This is a genomic window from Blastococcus sp. SYSU D00813 (genome assembly GCF_054050735.1).
In genome coordinates this window covers 105,495-125,634 of the sequence record NZ_JBJGZX010000004.1, presented here as the reverse complement: position 1 = coordinate 125,634, position 20,140 = coordinate 105,495, and the positions used below count along the sequence as shown (strand labels likewise).

The following is a 20,140-nucleotide window of genomic DNA, read 5'->3' as shown; positions in this document are numbered from 1 at the left end:
GGTGACGGGCCCTCGGCCCGTTCGCGTGTGGTGAGGTGCACGGCATGGGTTCAGCCCCCGCCCGCTTCAAGGACCTCTGCCTCGACGCGAACGACCACCAGGCCCAGGCCGACTGGTGGTGCTCGGCCCTCGGCTACGTCCGCCGCGACGAGCTGGAGGGCGGCGACCCGCGCCCGGCGGACTGGCCGGTGCCCATCGTCGACCCGGACGGCGCCGGCCCGCTGATGTGGATCGTGCCGGTGCCCGAGACGAAGTTGCTGAAGAACCGGGTGCACTTCGACGTCGTCGGCGACACCGGGGCGCTGCTGGCCGCCGGCGCCACCCTGGTCCGGCAGCGGGACGCCGTCCCCACCCCCGACGGGATCGAGTGGGACGTGCTCGCCGACCCCGAGGGCAACGAGTTCTGCGTCTTCTCCCCCGAGGACTGACGCGCGAGATCTGCACACTCGGGGCTTTCCGGGGCCGCAAAGCCCCGAGTGTGCAGATCTCGTCGCCACCCCAGGGGGCGGGAACGCCGACAGGGGCGGCCCCGCGCGATGCGGGACCGCCCCTGCCGGGACCTGCTGGAACGGCTACGTCGCAGGGACCCGCGGCGCGCGGAGCGCGTCGTGGGGGGCGACGTGGTCCTTCGTCAGAAGTCCATGCCGCCCATGCCGCCGTCGCCACCGGGCATGGCCGGGGCGGCCTTCTCCGGCTTGTCGGCGATGACGGCCTCGGTGGTGAGGAAGAGCGCCGCGATGGAGGCGGCGTTCTGCAGCGCCGAGCGGGTGACCTTGGCCGGGTCGATGATGCCCGCGCCGACCAGGTCCACGTACTCGCCGGTGGCGGCGTTGAGGCCGAACCCGGTCTCGGAGTTGCGGACCTTCTCCGCCACGACGCCGCCCTCGAGGCCGGCGTTGACGGCGATCTGCTTCAGCGGGGCCTCGAGCGCGACGCGCACGATGTTGGCACCGGTCGCCTCGTCACCCTCGAGCTCGAGCTTCTCGAACGCGACGGCGGTGGCCTGCGCCAGGGCGACGCCACCACCGGCGACGATGCCCTCCTCGACGGCGGCCTTGGCGTTGCGCACCGCGTCCTCGATGCGGTGCTTGCGCTCCTTGAGCTCGACCTCGGTCGCGGCGCCGGCCTTGATGACGGCGACGCCACCGGCCAGCTTGGCCAGGCGCTCCTGCAGCTTCTCGCGGTCGTAGTCCGAGTCCGACTTCTCGATCTCGGCGCGGATCTGGTTCACCCGGCCGGCGATCTGGTCGGTGTCACCGGCGCCCTCGACGATCGTCGTCTCGTCCTTGGTGACGACGACCTTGCGGGCGCGGCCCAGGAGGTCGAGACCGGCGTTCTCGAGCTTGAGGCCGACCTCCTCGCTGATGACCTGGCCACCGGTGAGGATGGCGATGTCGGTCAGCATGGCCTTGCGGCGGTCACCGAAGCCGGGGGCCTTCACCGCGATGGACTTGAAGGTCCCGCGGATCTTGTTGACCACCAGGGTCGCCAGGGCCTCGCCCTCGACGTCCTCGGCGATGATGGCCAGCGGCTTGCCCGACTGCATGACCTTCTCCAGCAGCGGGAGCAGGTCCTTGACCGAGCTGATCTTGCTGTTGACGACGAGCACGTACGGGTCGTCGAGGACGGCCTCCATGCGCTCGGTGTCGGTCACGAAGTAGGGCGAGATGTAGCCCTTGTCGAAGCGCATGCCCTCGGTGAGCTCGAGCTCGAGGCCGAAGGTGTTGCTCTCCTCGACGGTGATGACACCTTCCTTGCCGACCTTGTCCATCGCCTCGGCGATGAGCTCGCCGATGGCCGGGTCGGCAGCGGAGATCGACGCGGTGGCGGCGATCTGCTCCTTGGTCTCGACGTCCTTGGCGGTCGAGAGGAGGTACTCGGTGACCGAGGCGACGGCCTTCTCGATGCCCTTCTTCAGGGCCATCGGGTTGGCGCCGGCGGCGACGTTGCGCAGACCCTCGCGGACGAGGGCCTGGGCGAGCACGGTGGCGGTGGTGGTGCCGTCACCCGCGACGTCGTCGGTCTTCTTCGCGACCTCCTTGACCAGCTCGGCGCCGATCTTCTCCCAGGGGTCCTCGAGCTCGATCTCCTTGGCGATGCTGACACCGTCGTTGGTGATCGTGGGGGCGCCCCACTTCTTCTCGAGGACGACGTTGCGGCCCTTGGGGCCGAGCGTCACCTTGACGGCGTCGGCGAGGGTGTTCATGCCCCGCTCGAGGCCGCGGCGCGCCTCTTCCTCGAAGGCGATCATCTTGGCCATGTGGTGATGTCCTCCATGCATGGATCGCTGCACGGCCGGGTTCGGCGCCCGCGACGGACGACACCGGGACCTGCGGGCGCTCCGTCGGCCCGCGGACCGGTGCCTCACCGTTCCGACCTGATTGGCACTCGGCACTGTCGAGTGCCAACCGGAAGTCTGGCACTCGCCCCTGCCGAGTGCAAGAACGGGGGTCGGCGGGCCGCTGTTCCCCGCAGCGTGCGCGCCCGCGCGGCGGGATCCGGCGCAGGACACGGCGGGAGCGCACACACTCCCGGACACACAGAGGCCCGCACCCCGAGCCGGGATGCGGGCCTCTGCGAGGACTGCGGGATCAGGCGACGCGGACGCCGTCGGCCTGCGGGCCCTTCTCGCCCTGGACGACCTCGAAGGTGACCCGCTGGCCCTCGTCGAGGCTCTTGTAGCCGTCCATCTGGATGGCCGAGTAGTGGACGAAGACGTCCTGGCCGCCGTCGACGGCGATGAAGCCGAAGCCCTTCTCGGCGTTGAACCACTTCACGGTGCCCTGTGCCACGTGTGCTCCCACGTTCGTGCGTGCGGACGGTCCCCCGGATTCCGGGAGCCGGGTTACTCGCTCTTCCGCCCGTCGGACACGTGCGTGGAACTCGAACCGCGCGAGAAGGTACAACAAAGAGACGTCGAACACACCAGTCCAGCGCGCGACGCGGGCCGGGGCCGGCGGACGCCGTGGTTCCGCCACCCGGTCAGGCGACCAGCCTATCCCCTAGCTGATGAGCCCCGCCGCGCGGACCGACCGCAGCGAGGGCTCGACCCGGTGGGTGGGGCCGACGACCGGCTCCAGCGGGTCGAGGGTCTTGAGCCCCTCGCCGGTGTTGAGGACGACGGTCTCCCTCGCCGGGTCCAGACGCCCGTCGGCGACCAGCTGCTTGAGCACGGCGACGGTCACCCCGCCCGCGGTCTCGGCGAACACCCCGGTGGTGCGGGCCAGGTCGCGGATCCCCTGCACGATCTCCTCGTCGCCCACCCGGCCCACCGAGCCGCCGGTCCGCCGGATGGCGTCGAGCGCGTACGGGCCGTCGGCCGGGTTGCCGATGTTCAGCGACTTCGCGATGCCCGTGGGCTTGACCGGCTTGACGACGTCCCAGCCGTTCTCGAACGCCGTCGCGATCGGGTCGCAGCCGGCCGACTGGGCGCCGAAGATCGTCCACCCGGTGGCCTCGACGATCCCGGCCGCGGTCAGCTCGCGGAAGGCCTTGTCCACCTTGGTGAGCAGCGAGCCCGACGCCATCGGGATGACGACCTGGGCCGGGATCCGCCAGCCGAGCTGCTCGGCGATCTCGTAGCCCATCGTCTTGGAGCCCTCGGCGTAGTAGGGCCGAACGTTCTGGTTGACGAACGCGGTGTCCTCGAACTCGTCGGTCTCCGCGAGCTCGCTGGTCAGCCGGTTGACGTCGTCGTAGGAGCCGTCGACGGCGACCAGCGTCTGGCCGTAGACCGCCGACTGCACGACCTTGCCCGGCTCGAGGTCGGCCGGGATGAAGACGTAGGACGGCAGCCCGACGCGGGCGGCGTGCGCGGCGACGGAGTTGGCCAGGTTGCCGGTCGAGGCCGCCGCGATCTTCGTGTAGCCCAGGCCCTTGGCGGCGGTCGCCGCGAGGCTCACCACCCGGTCCTTGAACGAGTGCGTGGGGTTGGCCGAGTCGTCCTTGACCCACAGCCCGCCGGTGATGCCCAACTCCGCGGCCAGCCGGTCGGCCCGCACGAGCGGGGTCATCCCCGGGTCGAGCGAGACCCGGTCGGCCGGGTCCTGGCCCACGGGCAGCAGCGCGGCGTAGCGCCAGATGTTCTGCGGCCCGGCCTCGATCTGCTCCCGGGTCACCGCCCTCATCAGCTCGGGGTCGTAGTCGACCTCCAGCGGGCCGAAGCACTCGGCGCAGGCGTGCTCGGCGATGAGCCCGAAGGTGGCGCCGCAGTTGCGGCAGACCAGGCCCCGCGCGGGACACGGGGGGACCGGGCCACCGGCGGACGAGTCGGCCTGGAGAGATCCGGGAGCGGTCAGGGTCATGCGACGACTACCTCCTCATCTTCCCCGCGTCGGGCCGTCGAGCCGCGCGGGACGGAATTGGCACCTGCCGCTGCGCGGACGCGCGGACGGCGGTTGCCGGGGCTTCGTCGGGCCGTGTCCCTCTGCCCCTCTGGATGAGTGGAACGCGCGTCACTCTACCCGGCGGGGGTGCGCTCCCGGCGCACGGCCAGACTGCCCGGGTGGCCACGCGCATCGTCTACACCGACCTCGACGGCACGATGGTGGGCCCGCGCGGCTCCTTCTGGCACACGGCCGGCCGGGACCTCACCGCCGACCCGGCGGCCGCTCTGCTGGACCTGCACCGTGCCGGGGTGGCCCTCGTGCTGGTCAGCGGGCGGACGTTCGAGCAGGTCGTCGAGGCCGCGCGGATCTTCGCCGCCGACGGCGCCATCGCCGAGCTCGGCTCGGTGGTGAGCTGGGACGGCGGCCGGGCCACCCACCGGCTGACCGGCGAGCTGCCGGCGGAGTACGACGGCCGGACGCCGATGGACGTGATGGCCGAGACCGGCGTGGTCGAGGACCTGATCGCCCGGCACCCCGGCCGGCTCGAGTGGCACGCCCCCTGGCACGCGACGCACGAGACCGACGCGCTGCTGCGGGGCCGGGTCGACCCGCTCGCGGTGGACGCCGACCTCGCCGGGCGCGGCTTCGGCTGGCTCACGCTCAACGACAACGGGGCGATCCACCCGACGTCCCGGATGACGCTGGAGCCCGACGCCGCGCCGCCGCGGGTCTACCACCTCATGCCGCGCGGCATCTCCAAGGGCCTGGCGATCGCCTGGGACCTGCAGCGGCGCGGCGTCGACCCGGCCGAGGCGGTGGCGATCGGCGACAGCGTGAGCGACCTGGAGATGGCGCCGGCGGTGGGCCGGCTGTGGATCACCGCGAACGGGGCCGCCGTCGACGGGATGGCCGACCGCCTGGCCGCCGTCCCCAACGCCGCGGTGACCGACGCCCCCATGGGCGAGGGCTGGGCCCAGGCCGTCCGCGCGTCCCTGTAGCGGTCGAAGGACCCCGTCCCCCTCACGCCTCGCGAGCTCGGCGCGAGCCTCTGGACGGGGCCGAGGGCTGAGCGGCTACGACGTCACGTCTCGTCTCGAGAAGTGCCGGAAGGCGAGCGCCGTGAACACCGCCGCGTAGACCAGCGACTGCACCACGCCGCGGAACAGGTCCCCGGAGTCGACCGGCGTCTGCAGCAGGTCGGTCCAGGCGAACTCCTCCGCCGTGGGGAACCAGTCCCGGATCGACCCGAGCTGCTCCACCTGGTCGAGGATCGCGAACACGAACATCGTGAACACCGCCCCGCCGACCGCCGCCAGGGGCGCGTCGGTGACGGTCGACAGCCAGAAGGCCAGCGTCCCGACGACGAGCAGGTGGACGGCGAGGTAGCCGACCATCCCCGACAGCCGCAGCATCCCGTCGGCCTGGGAGAGCGTGACCCCGAGCGGCGTCTCGATCGCGTCGAAGCCGAAGGCGATCCCCCCGGCCACCACCGCCACGGCGGTGAGGACGACGAGCGCGCCCACCGAGAGCAGCAGCGCCGCGGCGAACTTCTGCCGCAGCAGCCGCATCCGGGGCACCGGCGTGGCCAGCGTGTAGCGCAGCGACCCCCACGAGGCCTCGCTGGCGACCGTGTCGCCGAAGAACAGCGCGTAGACGACGACCAGGAAGAAGCCCGTCGTCGCGAACAGGACGAACAGCGTGAAGTTCAGCCCGCTCGCGGTCGCGACGTCGACGAGGTTGAGCCGGCTGTTCTCCTGCGCGTCCTCCCCGGCCCCGAACTGGAGGGCGGCGATGAGGATCAGCGGCAGCGCCAGCATGAGCGCGAGCACGCCGAGGGTGCGGCGCCGCTTGAACTGCCGGCGCAGCTCCACCGACAGGCGCAGGGTGCGCTCGGGCCGGTAGCCGGCCACCGCGCCGGTCGGCTGCACGTGGTCGGCCGATGTGGTCACGTCGGTCACGAGCCCTCCCCCACCAGCGCCAGGAACGCGTCCTCGAGCCGTCGCCGCGGCGTGAACTGGTCGACCGCCACGTCGGCGGCGACCAGCGCCTGCAGCGCGTCGGCCCGGCTGGTGCCGGTGCCGAGGTCGGCGACCAGGCCGTCGTCGGCGCGCTCGACCGTGACGCCGGGCAGCGCCGCCAGGACGGCGACGGCCCGGTCGGCGTCGGCCTCGTCGGCCAGCCCCACGAGCACCGAGCCGCCGGTGCCCACGATCTCCTCGACGGTGCCCTGAGCGATCTTCTGCCCCTTGGCCATGACGACGACGTGGCTGCAGGTCTGCTCGATCTCGCTGAGCAGGTGGCTGGACACGATGACGGTCCGCCCGGTGGCCGCGTAGGAGCGCAGCACCTCGCGCATCGCGTGGATCTGCGGCGGGTCCAGCCCGTTGGTCGGCTCGTCGAGCACCAGCAGGTCGGGCAGGCCGAGCATCGCCTGCGCGATCGCCACCCGCTGTCGCATGCCCTGGCTGTAGCGGCGCACCGGCCGGTCGATGGCCGCGTCCAGGCCGGCGACCTCGATGGCCTCCTCCATGTGCGCGTCGGCGTCGGGCCGCCCGGTGGCCGCCCAGTACAGCCGGAGGTTGTCCCGGCCGGACAGGTGCGGCATCAGCCCGGTGCCCTCGACGAAGGACCCCAGCCGCGACAGCACCGGCTTGCCGGGGCCGGCGGCGTGGCCGAAGACGCTGATCCGCCCCTCGGTGGGCCGGATCAGGCCCATGAGCATCCGCAGCGACGTCGTCTTCCCGGCGCCGTTGGGGCCCAGCAGGCCCAGCACCTGGCCCCGCCGGACCTCGAAGGACAGGTCGCGGACGGCGACGAAGCCGTCCTTGTAGGCCTTGGTGACGCCCTCGAACCGCAGCGGCACGTCCTCGCCGTCGGGCTCGACCTCCGACACGCGGCGCCGCTGGCGGCGGCCCCACAGGCGGGCGGCCAGCCAGCCGAGCAGCGCCAGCCCGGCGAGGACCCCCAGCAGGACCCACCAGCGGGTCGCGCCGGAGTCGCCGACCGGGGTGCCCTCGACCTCGGGCACGGCGAGCACCGCGCCGTCGCCGTCGGCCAGCGCGACGGTGTAGACGGCCGGCTCGGCCGGCAGCGCGAAGGCCTGGTCGGTGGACGAGACCAGGACGCGCATGGTGTGCCCGGCCTCGAAGCGGTGCACGATGCCCGGCAGCGTGACGGTGACCTCGGTCGGCGCCGCGGGGTCGGTCGACAGCCCGGTCAGCTGCACCGGCGCCACCAGGCCGGCCGGCAGGGTGAGCCCGCCCTCGGGGGCGACGTCGTAGAGCTTGGCGAACAGCACCGCCGTGCCGGTGGGCGAGGAGACGGCGAGGTCCACGGTCGGCGCGCCGACCACCTCGACCGCCTCGTCCAGGGGCCGGCTGTCGAACGCGGCGAACTGGCCGGGGATCTCCACGGTCGCCCCGCCGAGCGCCGCGGTCACCGCGCCGAGCCCCGGGACGGTGGTCAACGCGGCCGGGGTGCCGCCGGCGGGGGTGACCACCGGCTGCCCCGGTCCGGACACCGGGACCGCGGTCCGCTCGGCCGGCTCCCCGCCGTCCAGTCCCGGGTAGGCGTCGGCGACGACGGTCCGGGCGGCGCCCCCGCCCTGCACCGTCAGGCCGGTGGTGGCGATGCCGGTGGGTGCGGGGAACTCGAACCCGGTGCCCGGGTCGCTGCCACGGGCGGGGTCGTCCTCGTCGCGCAGGTGCCAGGAGAACCAGCCGGCCACCTCGTCGCGGAGCCCGGCCGCGACCCGCGCGGCGGGCTGGTTGTCGTGGCCGCCGTCGAACCAGACGACGCGGACGGGGGTGCCGTTCGCGGCGATGCCGCGGGCGTTGGCGTCGGCCTGGCCGAGGCCGAACAGCGAGTCCTGCGTGCCCTGCACCAGCAGGGTCGGCGCCGTGATGCGGTCCAGCACACCGGCCGGGCTGCTCCGGTCCAGGATCGCGGCGATCTCGGGGGTGAGGGTGCCGGTGGCCGCGGCGTCCTGGTAGGCCGCGCAGACCTCGGCGCGGAACCGGCCGCAGGTCAGCGCCTGCTCGACCGCGGCGGGGTCGAGCGTGGCCGGGTCGACCGGGGGCTGCTCGGCCGCGCCGGCGTCGTCGGCTCCCCCGCCGCCGAGGGCCTCGAGCAGGCCGCCGGCGGTCGGCACCGAGCCGACGCCGAAGAACAGCCCCGACCACAGCCGCTTGTAGACCCCGCCGTCACCCTGCGGCGTGGCCGCGACCGTGGCGGCGTCGCCGGGGGCGCCGCTGGAGTCCGGGAAGAGCGCGGCGGTGAGGGAGTTCCAGGTGATCTGCGGGGCGATGGCGTCGACGCGGTCGTCGTAGGCCGCGCCCAGCAGCGACAGCGCCCCGCCGTAGGAGGCGCCGGCGACGCCCACCCGCGGGTCGCCCGGCGCGTCGAGCAGCACGTCGTCCCGCTCGGCGAGCAGGTCGAGCAGCGTGGAGAGGTCCGCCACCTCGTAGCGCGGGTCGTCCAGGCCGATCTGCCCGGTGCTGGCGCCGAAGCCCCGCGCGGAGAAGGTGAGGACGACGAAGCCGCGGCCGGCCAGGTCGCGCGCGTCGTCGGCGACCGAGTCCTTGCTGCCGCCGAAGCCGTGGGCGAGCACCACCGCGGGCGCCGGGTCGTCGGTTGTGGCGGAGCCGGGCAGGTGCAGCGTGGTGTCGAGCTCGACGGCGTCCGCGCCGGCGCCCGAGGGGACCGTCGCCTCCTCCGTGGTGACGTCCTCGGCAGCCGCGGCCGGCGCCGCGGGGAGCAGGACGAGGAGGGTCAGGGAGAGCAGGAGCGTGAGCAGGGCGGCGGACGCCGGCCGGGCGCCGGGGCGCGGGCGATGACGTACGTGCCCGCGGGGTGGGCGCACGCAGCGGCCAACGGACGGCGACACGATGGTGTTCCGCAGGTGCCCCGCGGGTGGATGCGTCAGGGCTGCCAGTCGCCGGCGGCCACCACGACGAGACCCGGGTCGGCCACGCCGGGCACCTCGAAGAAGCGGACCGCGACGTTGACCACCTCGGGGTGCAGCTCGTGCATCTGCTCGGCCGACCAGCGCTGCTCGTCGCTGTCCGGGCTGTAGAAGACGGTCGTGGTCGCGACGTCGCCGCCGTCGTACGCGCCGGCGGTGACCAGCTCCCAGCCGTCGGCGGTCAGGACGTCGGCGATGTCGCCGGCCAGCCCGTTGACGTTCGTCGCGTTGAGGACGGTCAGGCGGGTCCGGACGGGCGTGGCCGGCGCCTCGTCCACCGTCAGCGGGGTGACGTCCAGCGGGGGCAGGGCACCGCTGGTGACCACCGGCGCGGAGGCGGTGGGCGCGGCCTCCTGCTCGCTGTCCGAGGCCGGCTGGGTCTCCGGGGAGGCGAAGGAGTAGACGCCCAGGACCACGAGGGCGACGAGGACCACGGCGACGAGCGCGACCACGCCCCGGCGGCGGGCCGGGCGGGGCTCGTCCTCCTCGGTGCCGGGGACGCGTGGGCGGACGTGCGCCACGCCGTTCTTCCTCGCCTCGCGCCGGCGCTCCTCCTCGGCGGCCCGGCGCTCCTCGCGCAGCGCCGCCCGGCCCCCGACGACGCCCGTCTGCGCGCCGCTCGCGGGCTCCCGGTCCCGCGGTGTCCGCTCACGGGGGGCCTGCTCCCGCGGCGCCACCGTCTCCGGCGCCTCCGCCGGCGGCCCCTCGGGGACGACGGTCTCGGGGACGACGGTCCCGGGGGCGGCGGCCTCGGCGCGGCGGCCGCGGCCGACCTCCCGGTCCGGGATGGCGGTGGTCGCCGGCGCCGCCCCCTCCCCCGAGGGGCGGGTCCAGTCCCGGTACGCCGGGTTGCCCTGCGGCGAGACGGGGCCGGCCGGGGAACGGCGCGGCTCGGCGGCGGGCTCGCCGGTCGGGACGACGGTCGGCGGCACCTCGGGCGCGGCCGGGGACCCGTCGAGCCAGCCGCGATCCCAGCCGGGGGCCGAGACGTCGGGCAGCGGCGCCGAGGGGTGTTCGGTGGGGGCCGGGGACGGCACCGCCTGGAACGGCGCCACCGTGGTCCGCGGCCCGGCGGGGGCCGGGGCGGCCGCGACCGCCGGCGGAGCGGAGGCGGCCGCGGCCGCGGGGACGGCAGGGACCGCGACGGGTGGCCGGGAGCGGGTCGGCGCGGGCGGCTCGAACGGACGCTGCCGCGCCGACGACGCCGCGGCCGGACGAGCGGCCGCCGGCGGGCGGGCCGGGGCGGGCTCGGCGGCGCGGCCGGCCTCGGGCGCCCCGGGACGGGCGGTCCGCGGGGGGCGGCGGCCCGGGTCGACCCCGGCCGCGAGCAGCCCGTCGCGGCGGCGGTCGGCGCGGCTGCGGCCCGGCGTCGTGGGGTGGTCGCCCAGGTCCTCCGGGAGTTCCGCAGCCGACGGCGCCGGGGCGTCGGTCCGCCGACGGTTCATCGGGACCGCGGGTCTCCCCCGGTCCGTTCCGTCACCGCCTGGCGCGGCATGCCTCCCCACAGTGGTCGAGGCTAGACAACACGGTTGTCATTTCCCAGCAGGTGCGACGAACGACGCTGTCCGCGCGCGGCGCGCAGCCGCCGCAGACGGCGGACGAGGAGGGGGTCGGCCGCCAGTGCCGCCGGCTTCTCGACCAGCGCGTTCAGCGCCTGGTAGTAGCGCGTGGGGGCCTGGCCGAAGCGCTCGCGGATGGCCGTCTCCTTCGCGCCGGCGTGGCGCCACCACTGCCGCTCGAAGGCGAGCATCTCGTGCTCGCGCCGCGTCAGCGCGGCGCCGGGAGAGGCGGCCGTCTCGGGAGCGGGGAGGGCCGCCTCGGACTCGGGCGGGGTGACCTCGCCCCCCGGCGGGGAGACCGCGGAGGCTGGTTCGGGGTGCATCGGACGTCCTTCGGTCGGTGCGCGCGGGGAAGGGGCGCTGAGGCGACGGTAGTCCGGGGTACCGACGTTCTCGACGTCGTTCAGACCGGTGCGGGCACCGTGTCCGCCAGCCGGCGGCGGGCCCCAGCGCGGGCGTGCCGGAGGCTGTCGAGGCTGAACACGGCCAGGGCCACCCACACGATCACGAAGCCGGCCAGCCGCGCGGGCGGCATCGGCTCGTGGAACACGAACACCCCGAGGGCCAGCTGCATCAGCGGCGTCACGTACTGCAGCAGGCCGACGGTCGACAGCGGCACCCGGCGGGTGGCTGCGGCGAACAGCAGCAGCGGGATCGCGGTCGCGATCCCGGAGCTGAGCAGCAGCAGCGCGTGCCCCACGCCCTCGCTGCCGGCCGTCCCCTCGCCGCGCGCGTGCAGGACGACGAGGAAGGCCGCCGCAGGGACGAGCACGATCGCCGTCTCCACGAACAGGCCCGGCGCGGCCTCGACCCGGACGAGCTTCTTCATCAGGCCGTACAGACCGAAGCTGGCGGCCAGGGCGAGGGCGATCCACGGTGGCCGGCCGTAGTCGACGGTGAGGACCACGACCGCGACCGTGGCGATGCCGACCGCGACCCACTGGAGCGGCCGCAGCCGCTCGGCGAAGAACACGACGCCGAGCAGCACGCTGACCAGCGGGTTGATGAAGTAGCCGAGCGAGGTCTCCACGACGTGCCCGGAGTTGACCGCGACGACGAAGACCAGCCAGTTGACCGCGATGAGCAGCGCGGCCCCCGCGAGGATCAGCAGCGAGCGGCGGTCGGTGGCCGCCGCGCGCACGTGGGACCAGCGCCGGACGACGGTGAGCAGCAGCCCGACGAACAGCAGGGACCAGACGACCCGGTGGGCCACGATCTCCACGCCCCCGGCGGGCTCCAGCAGCCGGAAGTAGAGCGGGAAGACGCCCCACAGCAGGTAGGCCGCCAACCCGGACAGCACCCCGATCCGGCCCTCCTGCACGGCCGCACGCTACGCCGCCGGACGGCGGAGGTCGTGAGCCGGGCTCACGACCACTCCGGTCAGACCGTCTGGATGTAGTCGACGAGCTGCGCCCGCTCCTGCTCCAGCTCGTCGAGGCGGGCCTTGACCACGTCGCCGATCGAGACGATGCCGACCATGCGGTCCCCCTCGACCACCGGGACGTGCCGGATGCGGTGGTCGGTCATCGTGCGCGCGAGGTCGTGCACCGAGGCGGTCGGGACGCAGGTGCGCACCTCGGCGGTCATGACGGCCGAGACCGGCTCCTCCAGCAGCGCCGCACCCCGCTCGGGCAGCGCCCGGACGACGTCGCGCTCGGTGACGATCCCCTCGATGGCCCGCCCGTCCGGTGACACGACGAGCGCGCCGATCCCCCGCTCGGCGAGCAGGCCCAGGGCCGCGGAGACGGTGACGTCGCGCGGGACGGTCGCCACCTCCTGGCCCTTGCGACGGAGCAGCTGCGCGATCTGCACGGGAGCCTCCTGGGGTCGCGACGACGCCGCGAGTGTGCTGGACGTCACACTCGGCCCGCAACGGCACTCCCCCGCGCACGCCGGGAGGCCTACCGTCGGAGGCGTGCGTACACGGCACCCCGCGCCACCGGCCCCGCCCCGTCCCGGGCCCCTCCGGTGGCTCCGCTACGCCCTCGGCGGCGGGCTGCCCGAGCGGTTCGCGCCCTGGGTCCTGGCCGACACGACCGAGCCGGGCTGGGTCCGCCGCCACCTCGCCCGCGCGGTGGTCCAGATGCTCCCGCTCGTCGCGCTGTGCCTCGCCGTCCCGGTGCCGGTCGTCTACCGGCTGTCGGCGGCCCTGGGCGGCCTGCTGATCGGCCTGTCGTTCTCGCTGGCGTTCATGGTCGAGACGACCGAGCACCGGGTCGCCAAGGCCGGCTACCCCGCCGGCACCGCCGCCGCGCTGCGGGAGGAGCGGGTCGAGCGGGCCCGCGTCGAGCGGCGGGCGCCGTACCGGGTCGACGGGGCCGGCAGCTTCGACTGACGCCCCGCGGCCTCATCCCGACCGGGCGGGGTCCTCCTCCGACGGCGGCAGGTGCGTGCGCGCCCAGAGGGCGGCCGACGTGCGGTCGCGGACGCCGATCCGCTGGAACACGCTGCTCAGGTGGGCCTTCACGGTGCCCTCGCGGATCCCGAGGGCCCGCGCGATCTGCTTGTTCGCCATGCCCTGGCCGACCAGCCGCAGCACCTGCTGCTCCCGGTCGGTCAGCTCGGCCCCGGGGCCGGCGGCGGGGCCGGGCTCGCGGCGCGCGTGGAGGAGGGTGCGGGCGACCCGGGGGTCCAGCGGTGAGTGCCCCCGCGCCGCCGAGCGGATGGCCTCGAGGATCACCGACGGCTCGGTGTCCTTGAGGACGTAGCCGATGGCGCCGGCATCCAGCGCCTCGGTCACGCGGGGCGCGTCGGAGAACGAGCTCAGGACCAGGACGGCGACGTCGGGGTGCTCCTCGGTGATGCTGCGGGTCGCGGCCACGCCGTCCAGGACGGGCATCGAGAGGTCCATGAGGACCACCTGCGGCGACGCCGTCGCCAGCGCCTCGAGCGCCTGCGCCCCGTCGGACACCTCGCCGACCACGCGCATGTCGTCGGCGGAGCCGATCACCCCGCGCAGGCCGGCCCGGACCAGCGCGTGGTCGTCGACCAGGAGGACGTCGATCACGGCAGCGGGACCTCCATGCGCAAGTGTGTGCCCGCACCGGGCGCGGTCCGCACATCGAGGCGTGCACCGGCCGCCCCGGCCAGGTCGGTGAGCGTGCTCAGCCCCAGGTGCGCGCCGCGGGGTCCGGCCAGCGTGGCCGCGAGGTCGAAGCCGACGCCGTCGTCGCGGACCTCCAGGACGGCGGAGCCGGCCGACCTCGTCAGGGTGATCTCGACGACGGAGGCCCCGGCGTGCCGGGCCACGTTCTGCAGCGCCTCCTGGGCGGTGCGGAAGAGCACCGTCGCCGCCTCGAGCGGGAGACGGAGGTCGTCGGGCACGAGGACGCGGACGTCGGTCCCGCGCAGGCGCAGCCGGGCGGCCAGGTCCTCCAGCGCCGAGGCCAGTCCGGCCCGCTCCAGGTTCGGCGGGTGGATCTCCACCAGCAGCGACCGCAGCGACCGCGCGGAGCCGCGCAGCGCGGCCGCCGCCTCCGCCAGGACGCCGGCGACGTCGGCCGGCGAGCACCGGCCCGAGGTCGCGCGCACCTGGTCGGCCGCGCCGGCCACCAGCAGCGCGGCCGCCGAGACGTCCTGCACGATCCCGTCGTGCAGGCTGCCGGCGATGCGCCGCCGCTCCTCGCCGGACGCGTCCAGCGCCCGCGCCTGCAGCGCCTCCCGCTCGCGCTGCTCGGCGCGCAGCCGGGCCACCATCCGCCGGACGAGCGGGACCTGGACGGCCAGCAGGGCCAGCAGCACCGTCAGCGTGATGGGGGCGAACCGCAGCCAGATGTCGGACTGCCGGGCCGTCGCGGCCGAGTAGGTGGCGTGCGTCTCCAGGAGCAGCGCCTGCCCGCCGGGGGTGTGGATGCGCCGGTAGATCTCCAGGGTCTCGCCGGCCGACCGGTCGAACCGGTTCTCGGGGCGGCTGAAGTCGGTGCGCTCGGCGCGGGTGACGCCGTCCTGCAGCGTCCGGCGGTGGTCCGAGCTCAGCTCGAACTCCCCGCCGATCAGGCCCGGGTCGTCGGAGTACACGATCCGGTCGTCCGGCGCCCAGATCTTGACGTGCCGGACGTCGGCCGAGGCCAGCCGGTCGACGTCGATCGCCTCGTCGAGCGCGGCGACGGCCGCCGGGTCGTCGTCGAGCAGCCCCTCCTGGAGGTTCGGCACCACCAGCAGCGTCGCCAGCAGGTCCGTCGCGCGACGGGCGTCGGCGATGGCCTCGGCGGTGGCCGCCTGCCGGCCCGCCCACACCGCGCCCGCGACGAGGAGGGCCACGGCGAGCAGGTTCGCGAGCACGAACCGGCCGACCACGTGCCGCGCCGTGGGGTCCCCGGACCCTCCGCGGGCAGTCGTCCGCCCCTCGACGAGGCTCGTCCAGCCCGGGTCGGCAGCGTCCGACGGCGGCCGCACCAGCCGGGCCCCCGGAGCCGATCCCATGCCGCCTCCACCTGCGCCCCGCGTCCCCGTCGCCACCCCGTCCCGGTCCTCGCGGCCGGGGGGTGGGTCAGGTGGTTGTGCCACCTGGCCGCCCCGCGCGCAAGAGGCCGACGCACGGCGACGCCGCAGGAGGGGCGGTCACCGGTAGCGGACCGGGCTCTCGTCGACGTGCGGTGACGGGGGGCCGCCGGGTCCCGCGGCCGGTGCCGGGTGCCCGTTCTGCCCCAGCTCGGCCGCCGCCGCGGCGCTCCAGGCGGTGCCGCCGGCGGCGACGGCCCGGACCCGGTCGGGCAGTTCCTCGGGGTTCTCCTCCTTGAGGAGGTACCCGGCGGCACCCAGGGCCCGCGCCTCGCGGACCGTCGCCGGCGTGAGGGCGCCGGTGAGGATGACGACCCGCGTCTGCGGGCGGGCGGCCAGCAGGACGTTCGTCGCCTCGAGACCGTCCATGACCGGCATCTTCACGTCCATCAGGACGACGTCCGGCTCGGTGCGCTCGGCGGCCTCCAGCACCTCGCACCCGTCGGTGCACTCCGCGACGACCTCGATGTCGGACGACATCGAGAACAGGTCCACGAGCGCCATGCGGATCAGCTTGTGGTCGTCGGCGATGAGGACCCTGATCGCCATCGGTGCTCCCTCCTCCCGGTCGGCCGTGCCGGCCCCGCACCCGCTGCCCTGTCCACGATGACCGCTGCGGCGGCGCACGGCGGCCCGGGGACGGGGGGATCCGCCCTCCCCAATAGACGGGATGGCCCGCGGGTCGCGCAATCGGACGACAGTCGTACGCCCCTCGCCCGTCCGGCGGGCTGCCCGTCCGGCGGGCTCAGCGCGGCACCCGCAGCCGGACCGTCGTCCCTTGACCGGGGGCCGTGGAGAGCTCGAGCGTGGCCCCGGCCGCCTCGGCCACGTCGCCGAGCACGCGCAGGCCGAAGGAGCCGTTGCCGTCGGCCGACGCCGTCCCCAGGTCGAAGCCGTCCCCGTCGTCGCTGATCTCCATCGTGATGTGCCCGTCCCGCTGGCTCACCGCCACGACCGCGTTCCCCGCGCCGGCGTGCTTCACGACGTTCTGCAGCGACTCCTGCGCCACGCGGAACAGCAGTCCGGCCGTCTCGGGCGGCGGGTCCAGACCCGGCGGCAGCTCCACCCGTGTCCGCACGCCGCGCGACTCGACGCGGGCGGCGAGGTCCTGGAGCGCGGCCGCCAGGCCGGCGTCGGCCAGGTGGGGCGGGTAGATCTCGATCATGAGGGTCCGCAGCGACGTGACCGACGACCGGACGGCGCCCGTGGCGGCGCCGAGGTCGGCGAGGAGCTCCTCGTCGTCGGGCCGGCGGTCGGTCCCCGCGGCGATCCGGTCCAGTGCCCGCGACATGATCAGCGGCGCGGCGGAGAGGTCCTGCACCACGCCGTCGTGCAGGTCGCCGGCGATCCGCCGGCGTTCGCGCGCCGAGGCCTCCACCGCCCGGGCCGAGGACCGCAGCCGCTCGGTGTCCCCGGCCCGCACCGCCCGGATCATCCGGTGCGCCAGCGGCACCTGGAGCGCGAGCAGGACCAGCAGCGCCGCCGCCGTGATCGGGGCGAAGTGCAGCAGGATGTCGCGCTGGCGCTCGGTGACCTCGTCGTAGCGGAAGTACGCCTCGAGGAGCAGCCGCTCACCCGACTGCGCGGCGACGGTCCGGTAGACCTCCAGCAGCTGCCCGTCGGCGCGCTCGAACTCGTTCTCGTCGTCACCGAGGTCGGTGAACTCGGCGCTCATGTGCCCGTCGCGCATCGTCTCGACCTGGTACTCCCCGGCCGGGAAGGAGCGGCCCACCAGCCGCTCCTCGTCGGAGTAGACGATCTCCTCGTCGGCGTTCCAGATCTTCACGCGGACGACGGCGGCGTCGCGCAGCTCGCCCTCGACCACCGCGTCCAGCCGGTCGATGGCCCGCTGGTCCCCGGCGAGGAAGGCGTCGTCCAGAGCGGGCTGCACCAGCAGCGTCGCGATGAGGTCGGTGGTGGTGCGGGCGTCGGCCAGCGCCTGGTTGCGGGCGGCCACGTGGCTGGCCCACACGCTGCCGGCGAGCAGGAGGACGCAGGCGACGACGTTCGCCACGGCGAACCGGGTGAGCACGCGCCGGACGGTGGGCAGGGACCTCCGCGGCGAGTCCGTCCCCGGCCCGACGAGGCGGGTCCAGGCCGTCGACCCTCCCGCCGACGGCTGATCCGGCCCTGCGCTCCGTTGCGCGGTCACGGTGTCCCTCCCGGAACGTCGCTGCCGCGGCCGATCGGCCCCGGTCGTCGATCCGGCTCCAGGCACTCGTGCGGATCACCAGCATCGTCGGTGAGCCCGCGTGATCGCGGGAATCCCCGAAGCAGGGGGTGTGAGCAGGCAAGACGCGACAGGCGGTGCCACGGGGCAGCGGCGCGCGGGGGTGGAGCCGACGAGGGGACTCGAACCCCTAACCGCCCGATTACAAGTCGGGTGCGCTACCAGTTGCGCCACGCCGGCGGAACGCGGGGACGGGTCCCCGGGCACGAGGATAGGGACGGCGCCCGCGCCGCCGGCGGGCGCGGGGTCGGCGGTCAGGCGGCGTCGGTGCCCGCGGTGCCCGCGCGCAGGTAGCGCGCGGGGTCGGTGGCCGACAGCGGCCCCGCGGCCAGCCAGCGGGCGAAGCCGGCCGGGTCGCGCCGCTCCAGCTCGTCGAGGACCGCCTCGCGCCGGCGGACGATCGCCTGGCGGGCGCGCGGGTCCAGCCGCGACGACAGCGCCGCCGACGTCATCGTCCACTCGCGCCCGAGAGCATCGAGCGGCAGCTCGCTCAGCGGGGCGGCGGTCGCGGGACCACCGGCCACGTTGCCGGTGACGACGGCCGGCCGGGCGATCGGCGTGGTGGCCGTGGGCGGAGCCGGGCGGGCGGCCGCCGGGGGGACCGCCGGCCGGGTCACCGGCGGCGCGGCCGGGACCTGCCTGCCCGGGCGGGTGCGCGCCATCCAGACCGCGAGGCCGACCACGCCGCCCACCGCGCCGACCAGCGTGGTGACCAGGGCGCCGGCGATCGCCGCGACCCCCGAGAGCACGAGCAGCCCCAGCACGGTCCAGCCCGCGGTCTGCCAGGTGGCGTCCAGGGTGGTGCGCAGGTCGTCGTCCGAGGCCTCGCGGGCGATGCCGGCGGCCAGCGCCCCGGCCACGACGGCGCCCAGCCCGACGGCCAGCAGGCCGGCCGGGCGCAGGGAGAGGCCGCCGACCAGGGCGAGCCCGCCGACGACGACGAGCCCCACGCAGGCGAGGCAGCGGACGAGCAGACCGCGAGACGACACGGGAACGGCCTCCGGGACGGACGAACAGGTGGGTGCAGCGGTACCACCGGGGTCCGCACGCGGCGGCCCACTACCCACGTGTCGCCGGGTCGCACACCGCGCGGACGGCGTGTCGTCCCGCGGTGTGTCGTCCCAGGGACCTCACAGCCCCCGTCCAGCGCGGCCCGAGGCAGCGCGCCGACCGTGGTCCCCGGAGCAGCGGACGGCTGCGCCGGAGGAGGAGATCCAGATGGACGAGCAGGACCCCCGGGACGCGACCGGGCACGGCGGGCAGCACCCCCTCGGCGGCCGGGCGCCGCAGGGGCAGGTCCCCCCGGCGTGGAGCCCTCCGGCTCCCCCGCCCCCGCCGACGCCGACCTGGTACGGCGCGGCCCACCCGGGCGGGCCGGTCCCGGCCCAGCCGGTGCACCCCACCGCGCCCCCGCCCGCCCCGCTCCGGGCGGCGCCCGCGCGCCGGGCCGGCCGGCTGCGGCTGGGCGTGGCGATGCTCGCCGCCGGGGCCCTCGTCGGCGGCGGTGCCGGGGCCGGCGTGGTCGCGCTGGCCGAGGACGGGAACGGCGGCGGGAGCACGCCCGTCGCCGCGCAGGCGGTCACGATCACCGACCCGGAGAACGCCACCGCCGTCACGGCGGCCGCGGCCAAGGCCACACCGAGCGTCGTCACCGTGTACGTGAGCAGCGGGTCGTCCAGCGGCAGCGGGTCGGGCGTCGTCCTGACCTCGGACGGCTACGTCGTCACCAACAACCACGTGGTGACCCTCGACAGCAGCACCGACACCGCGACCGTCCAGGTCCGCACGTCCGACGGCACGCTGTACGACGCCACCGTCGTCGGCACCGACCCGACCTCGGACCTGGCCGTGCTGAGGCTGGACGGCGCGAGCGACCTGACCCCGGCCGAGTTCGCCGACTCCGACGAGGTGCAGGTCGGCGACCTCGCCGTCGCCATCGGCGCGCCGCTGGGGCTGTCGGACACGGTGACCGACGGGATCGTCAGCGCGACCGACCGCGCCGTGGCCACCGGCTCCACGCAGGACGACGCCACCGTCATCGACGCGCTGCAGACCGACGCCGCGATCAACCCCGGCAACTCCGGCGGCGCGCTGGTCGACGCGGCCGGCCAGGTGATCGGCATCAACACCGCGATCGCGACGGTGGCCTCCGGGGCGCCGGGGCAGTCGGGCCAGAGCGGCAACATCGGCGTCGGGTTCGCGATCCCGAGCAACACCGCGCAGCGGATCGCGGAGGAGATCATCGCCGACGGCACCGCCGACACCACCTACCTCGGGGTCAGCGCACGGACCGACGGCAGCGAGGAGGTCGGCACCGGCGCCCAGGTGGTCTCGGTGCAGCCCGGCTCCCCCGCCGCCGCGGCGGGCCTGGCCGCCGGCGACGTGGTCACCGCCGTCGGGGACCGCCCGATCACCACCTCGACCGAGCTGACCGCGGCCGTCCGCGGCCACGCGCCCGGCGAGCAGGTGACGCTGACCGTGGAGCGCGACGGGCAGACCACCACGGTCGACGTGACGCTGGGCACCGCCACCGGCTGAGGACGGACCCCCTCGCCCCCCG

The 20,140-nt window shown here is 75.4% G+C and carries 18 protein-coding genes, 1 tRNA gene and 1 riboswitch; of the genes, 4 read left to right on the top strand and 15 right to left on the bottom strand.

All coding sequences use genetic code 11. The features are described from left to right. The first annotated feature begins 44 nt into the window (after positions 1-44). Positions 45-428 (top strand): VOC family protein, encoded by a 384-nt coding sequence (locus ACI8AX_RS04315; RefSeq protein ID WP_456548562.1) that lies wholly within the window; start codon positions 45-47, stop codon positions 426-428. Positions 429-631: 203 nt separating this feature from the next. On the opposite strand, the gene groL is transcribed toward ACI8AX_RS04315, so the two are convergent. The 3 genes from groL to thrC all read right to left on the bottom strand — a co-directional run bounded on the left by groL (position 632) and on the right by thrC (position 4,304). Continuing rightward, positions 632-2,260, bottom strand: coding sequence for a chaperonin GroEL (groL, locus tag ACI8AX_RS04310; protein WP_456548561.1), 1,629 nt, complete (start codon positions 2,258-2,260; stop codon positions 632-634). 331 nt (positions 2,261-2,591) lie between these two features. Continuing rightward, on the bottom strand, positions 2,592-2,792 hold the full coding sequence (locus ACI8AX_RS04305; RefSeq protein WP_089405184.1) for a cold-shock protein: 201 nt from the start codon (positions 2,790-2,792) through the stop codon (positions 2,592-2,594). 210 nt (positions 2,793-3,002) lie between these two features. Further along, a complete protein-coding gene (gene thrC, locus ACI8AX_RS04300; protein ID WP_456548560.1) occupies positions 3,003-4,304 on the bottom strand; it encodes a threonine synthase in 1,302 nt (433 codons plus the stop codon). 12 nt (positions 4,305-4,316) lie between these two features. Then, a riboswitch (SAM riboswitch) is annotated at positions 4,317-4,445 on the bottom strand. A gap of 59 nt (positions 4,446-4,504) precedes the next feature. Here thrC and ACI8AX_RS04295 point away from each other — a divergent pair. After that, complete coding sequence (locus ACI8AX_RS04295; protein WP_456548559.1) at positions 4,505-5,326, top strand: HAD-IIB family hydrolase; 822 nt, start codon at positions 4,505-4,507, stop codon at positions 5,324-5,326. A 75-nt stretch (positions 5,327-5,401) separates the two neighbouring features. Here the strand turns inward: ACI8AX_RS04295 and ACI8AX_RS04290 are convergent, their stop codons facing one another. The 6 genes from ACI8AX_RS04290 to ACI8AX_RS04265 all read right to left on the bottom strand — a co-directional run bounded on the left by ACI8AX_RS04290 (position 5,402) and on the right by ACI8AX_RS04265 (position 12,662). After that, complete coding sequence (locus ACI8AX_RS04290) at positions 5,402-6,286, bottom strand: ABC transporter permease (protein WP_456548558.1); 885 nt, start codon at positions 6,284-6,286, stop codon at positions 5,402-5,404. Continuing rightward, positions 6,283-9,189: an alpha/beta fold hydrolase gene (locus tag ACI8AX_RS04285; protein WP_456548557.1), complete on the bottom strand. Its 2,907-nt coding sequence runs from the start codon at positions 9,187-9,189 to the stop codon at positions 6,283-6,285. Before ACI8AX_RS04285 ends, ACI8AX_RS04290 begins: the two co-directional genes overlap by 4 nt. A 59-nt stretch (positions 9,190-9,248) precedes the next feature. After that, positions 9,249-10,736, bottom strand: coding sequence for a LytR C-terminal domain-containing protein (locus ACI8AX_RS04280; protein WP_456548556.1), 1,488 nt, complete (start codon positions 10,734-10,736; stop codon positions 9,249-9,251). A gap of 71 nt (positions 10,737-10,807) precedes the next feature. After that, a complete protein-coding gene (locus ACI8AX_RS04275; protein ID WP_456548555.1) occupies positions 10,808-11,173 on the bottom strand; it encodes a DUF3263 domain-containing protein in 366 nt (121 codons plus the stop codon). A gap of 80 nt (positions 11,174-11,253) precedes the next feature. Next, complete coding sequence (rarD, locus tag ACI8AX_RS04270) at positions 11,254-12,171, bottom strand: EamA family transporter RarD (protein ID WP_456548554.1); 918 nt, start codon at positions 12,169-12,171, stop codon at positions 11,254-11,256. Between the two features lie 59 nt (positions 12,172-12,230). Continuing rightward, a complete protein-coding gene (locus ACI8AX_RS04265; protein WP_456548553.1) occupies positions 12,231-12,662 on the bottom strand; it encodes a CBS domain-containing protein in 432 nt (143 codons plus the stop codon). A 103-nt stretch (positions 12,663-12,765) separates the two neighbouring features. On the opposite strand from ACI8AX_RS04265, the gene ACI8AX_RS04260 reads away from it, so the two are divergent. After that, a complete protein-coding gene (locus ACI8AX_RS04260; RefSeq protein ID WP_456548552.1) occupies positions 12,766-13,185 on the top strand; it encodes a DUF5313 family protein in 420 nt (139 codons plus the stop codon). Between the two features lie 12 nt (positions 13,186-13,197). Here ACI8AX_RS04260 and ACI8AX_RS04255 read toward each other — a convergent pair whose 3' ends face one another. From ACI8AX_RS04255 to ACI8AX_RS04230, 6 genes are all read right to left on the bottom strand, one after another. After that, positions 13,198-13,857: a response regulator gene (locus ACI8AX_RS04255; RefSeq protein ID WP_456548551.1), complete on the bottom strand. Its 660-nt coding sequence runs from the start codon at positions 13,855-13,857 to the stop codon at positions 13,198-13,200. Further along, positions 13,854-15,272, bottom strand: coding sequence for a sensor histidine kinase (locus ACI8AX_RS04250; protein ID WP_456548550.1), 1,419 nt, complete (start codon positions 15,270-15,272; stop codon positions 13,854-13,856). Before ACI8AX_RS04250 ends, ACI8AX_RS04255 begins: the two co-directional genes overlap by 4 nt. Before the next feature lie 138 nt (positions 15,273-15,410). Then, a complete protein-coding gene (locus ACI8AX_RS04245) occupies positions 15,411-15,899 on the bottom strand; it encodes a response regulator (RefSeq protein ID WP_456548549.1) in 489 nt (162 codons plus the stop codon). 196 nt (positions 15,900-16,095) lie between these two features. Further along, complete coding sequence (locus ACI8AX_RS04240) at positions 16,096-17,382, bottom strand: sensor histidine kinase (protein WP_456548548.1); 1,287 nt, start codon at positions 17,380-17,382, stop codon at positions 16,096-16,098. 302 nt (positions 17,383-17,684) lie between these two features. Next, positions 17,685-17,760: transfer RNA gene (locus ACI8AX_RS04235), tRNA-Thr, on the bottom strand. 74 nt (positions 17,761-17,834) lie between these two features. Beyond that, positions 17,835-18,569: a hypothetical protein gene (locus ACI8AX_RS04230; RefSeq protein WP_456548547.1), complete on the bottom strand. Its 735-nt coding sequence runs from the start codon at positions 18,567-18,569 to the stop codon at positions 17,835-17,837. 229 nt (positions 18,570-18,798) lie between these two features. On the opposite strand from ACI8AX_RS04230, the gene ACI8AX_RS04225 reads away from it, so the two are divergent. Continuing rightward, positions 18,799-20,118: a S1C family serine protease gene (locus tag ACI8AX_RS04225; protein WP_456548546.1), complete on the top strand. Its 1,320-nt coding sequence runs from the start codon at positions 18,799-18,801 to the stop codon at positions 20,116-20,118. Positions 20,119-20,140: the final 22 nt, after the last annotated feature.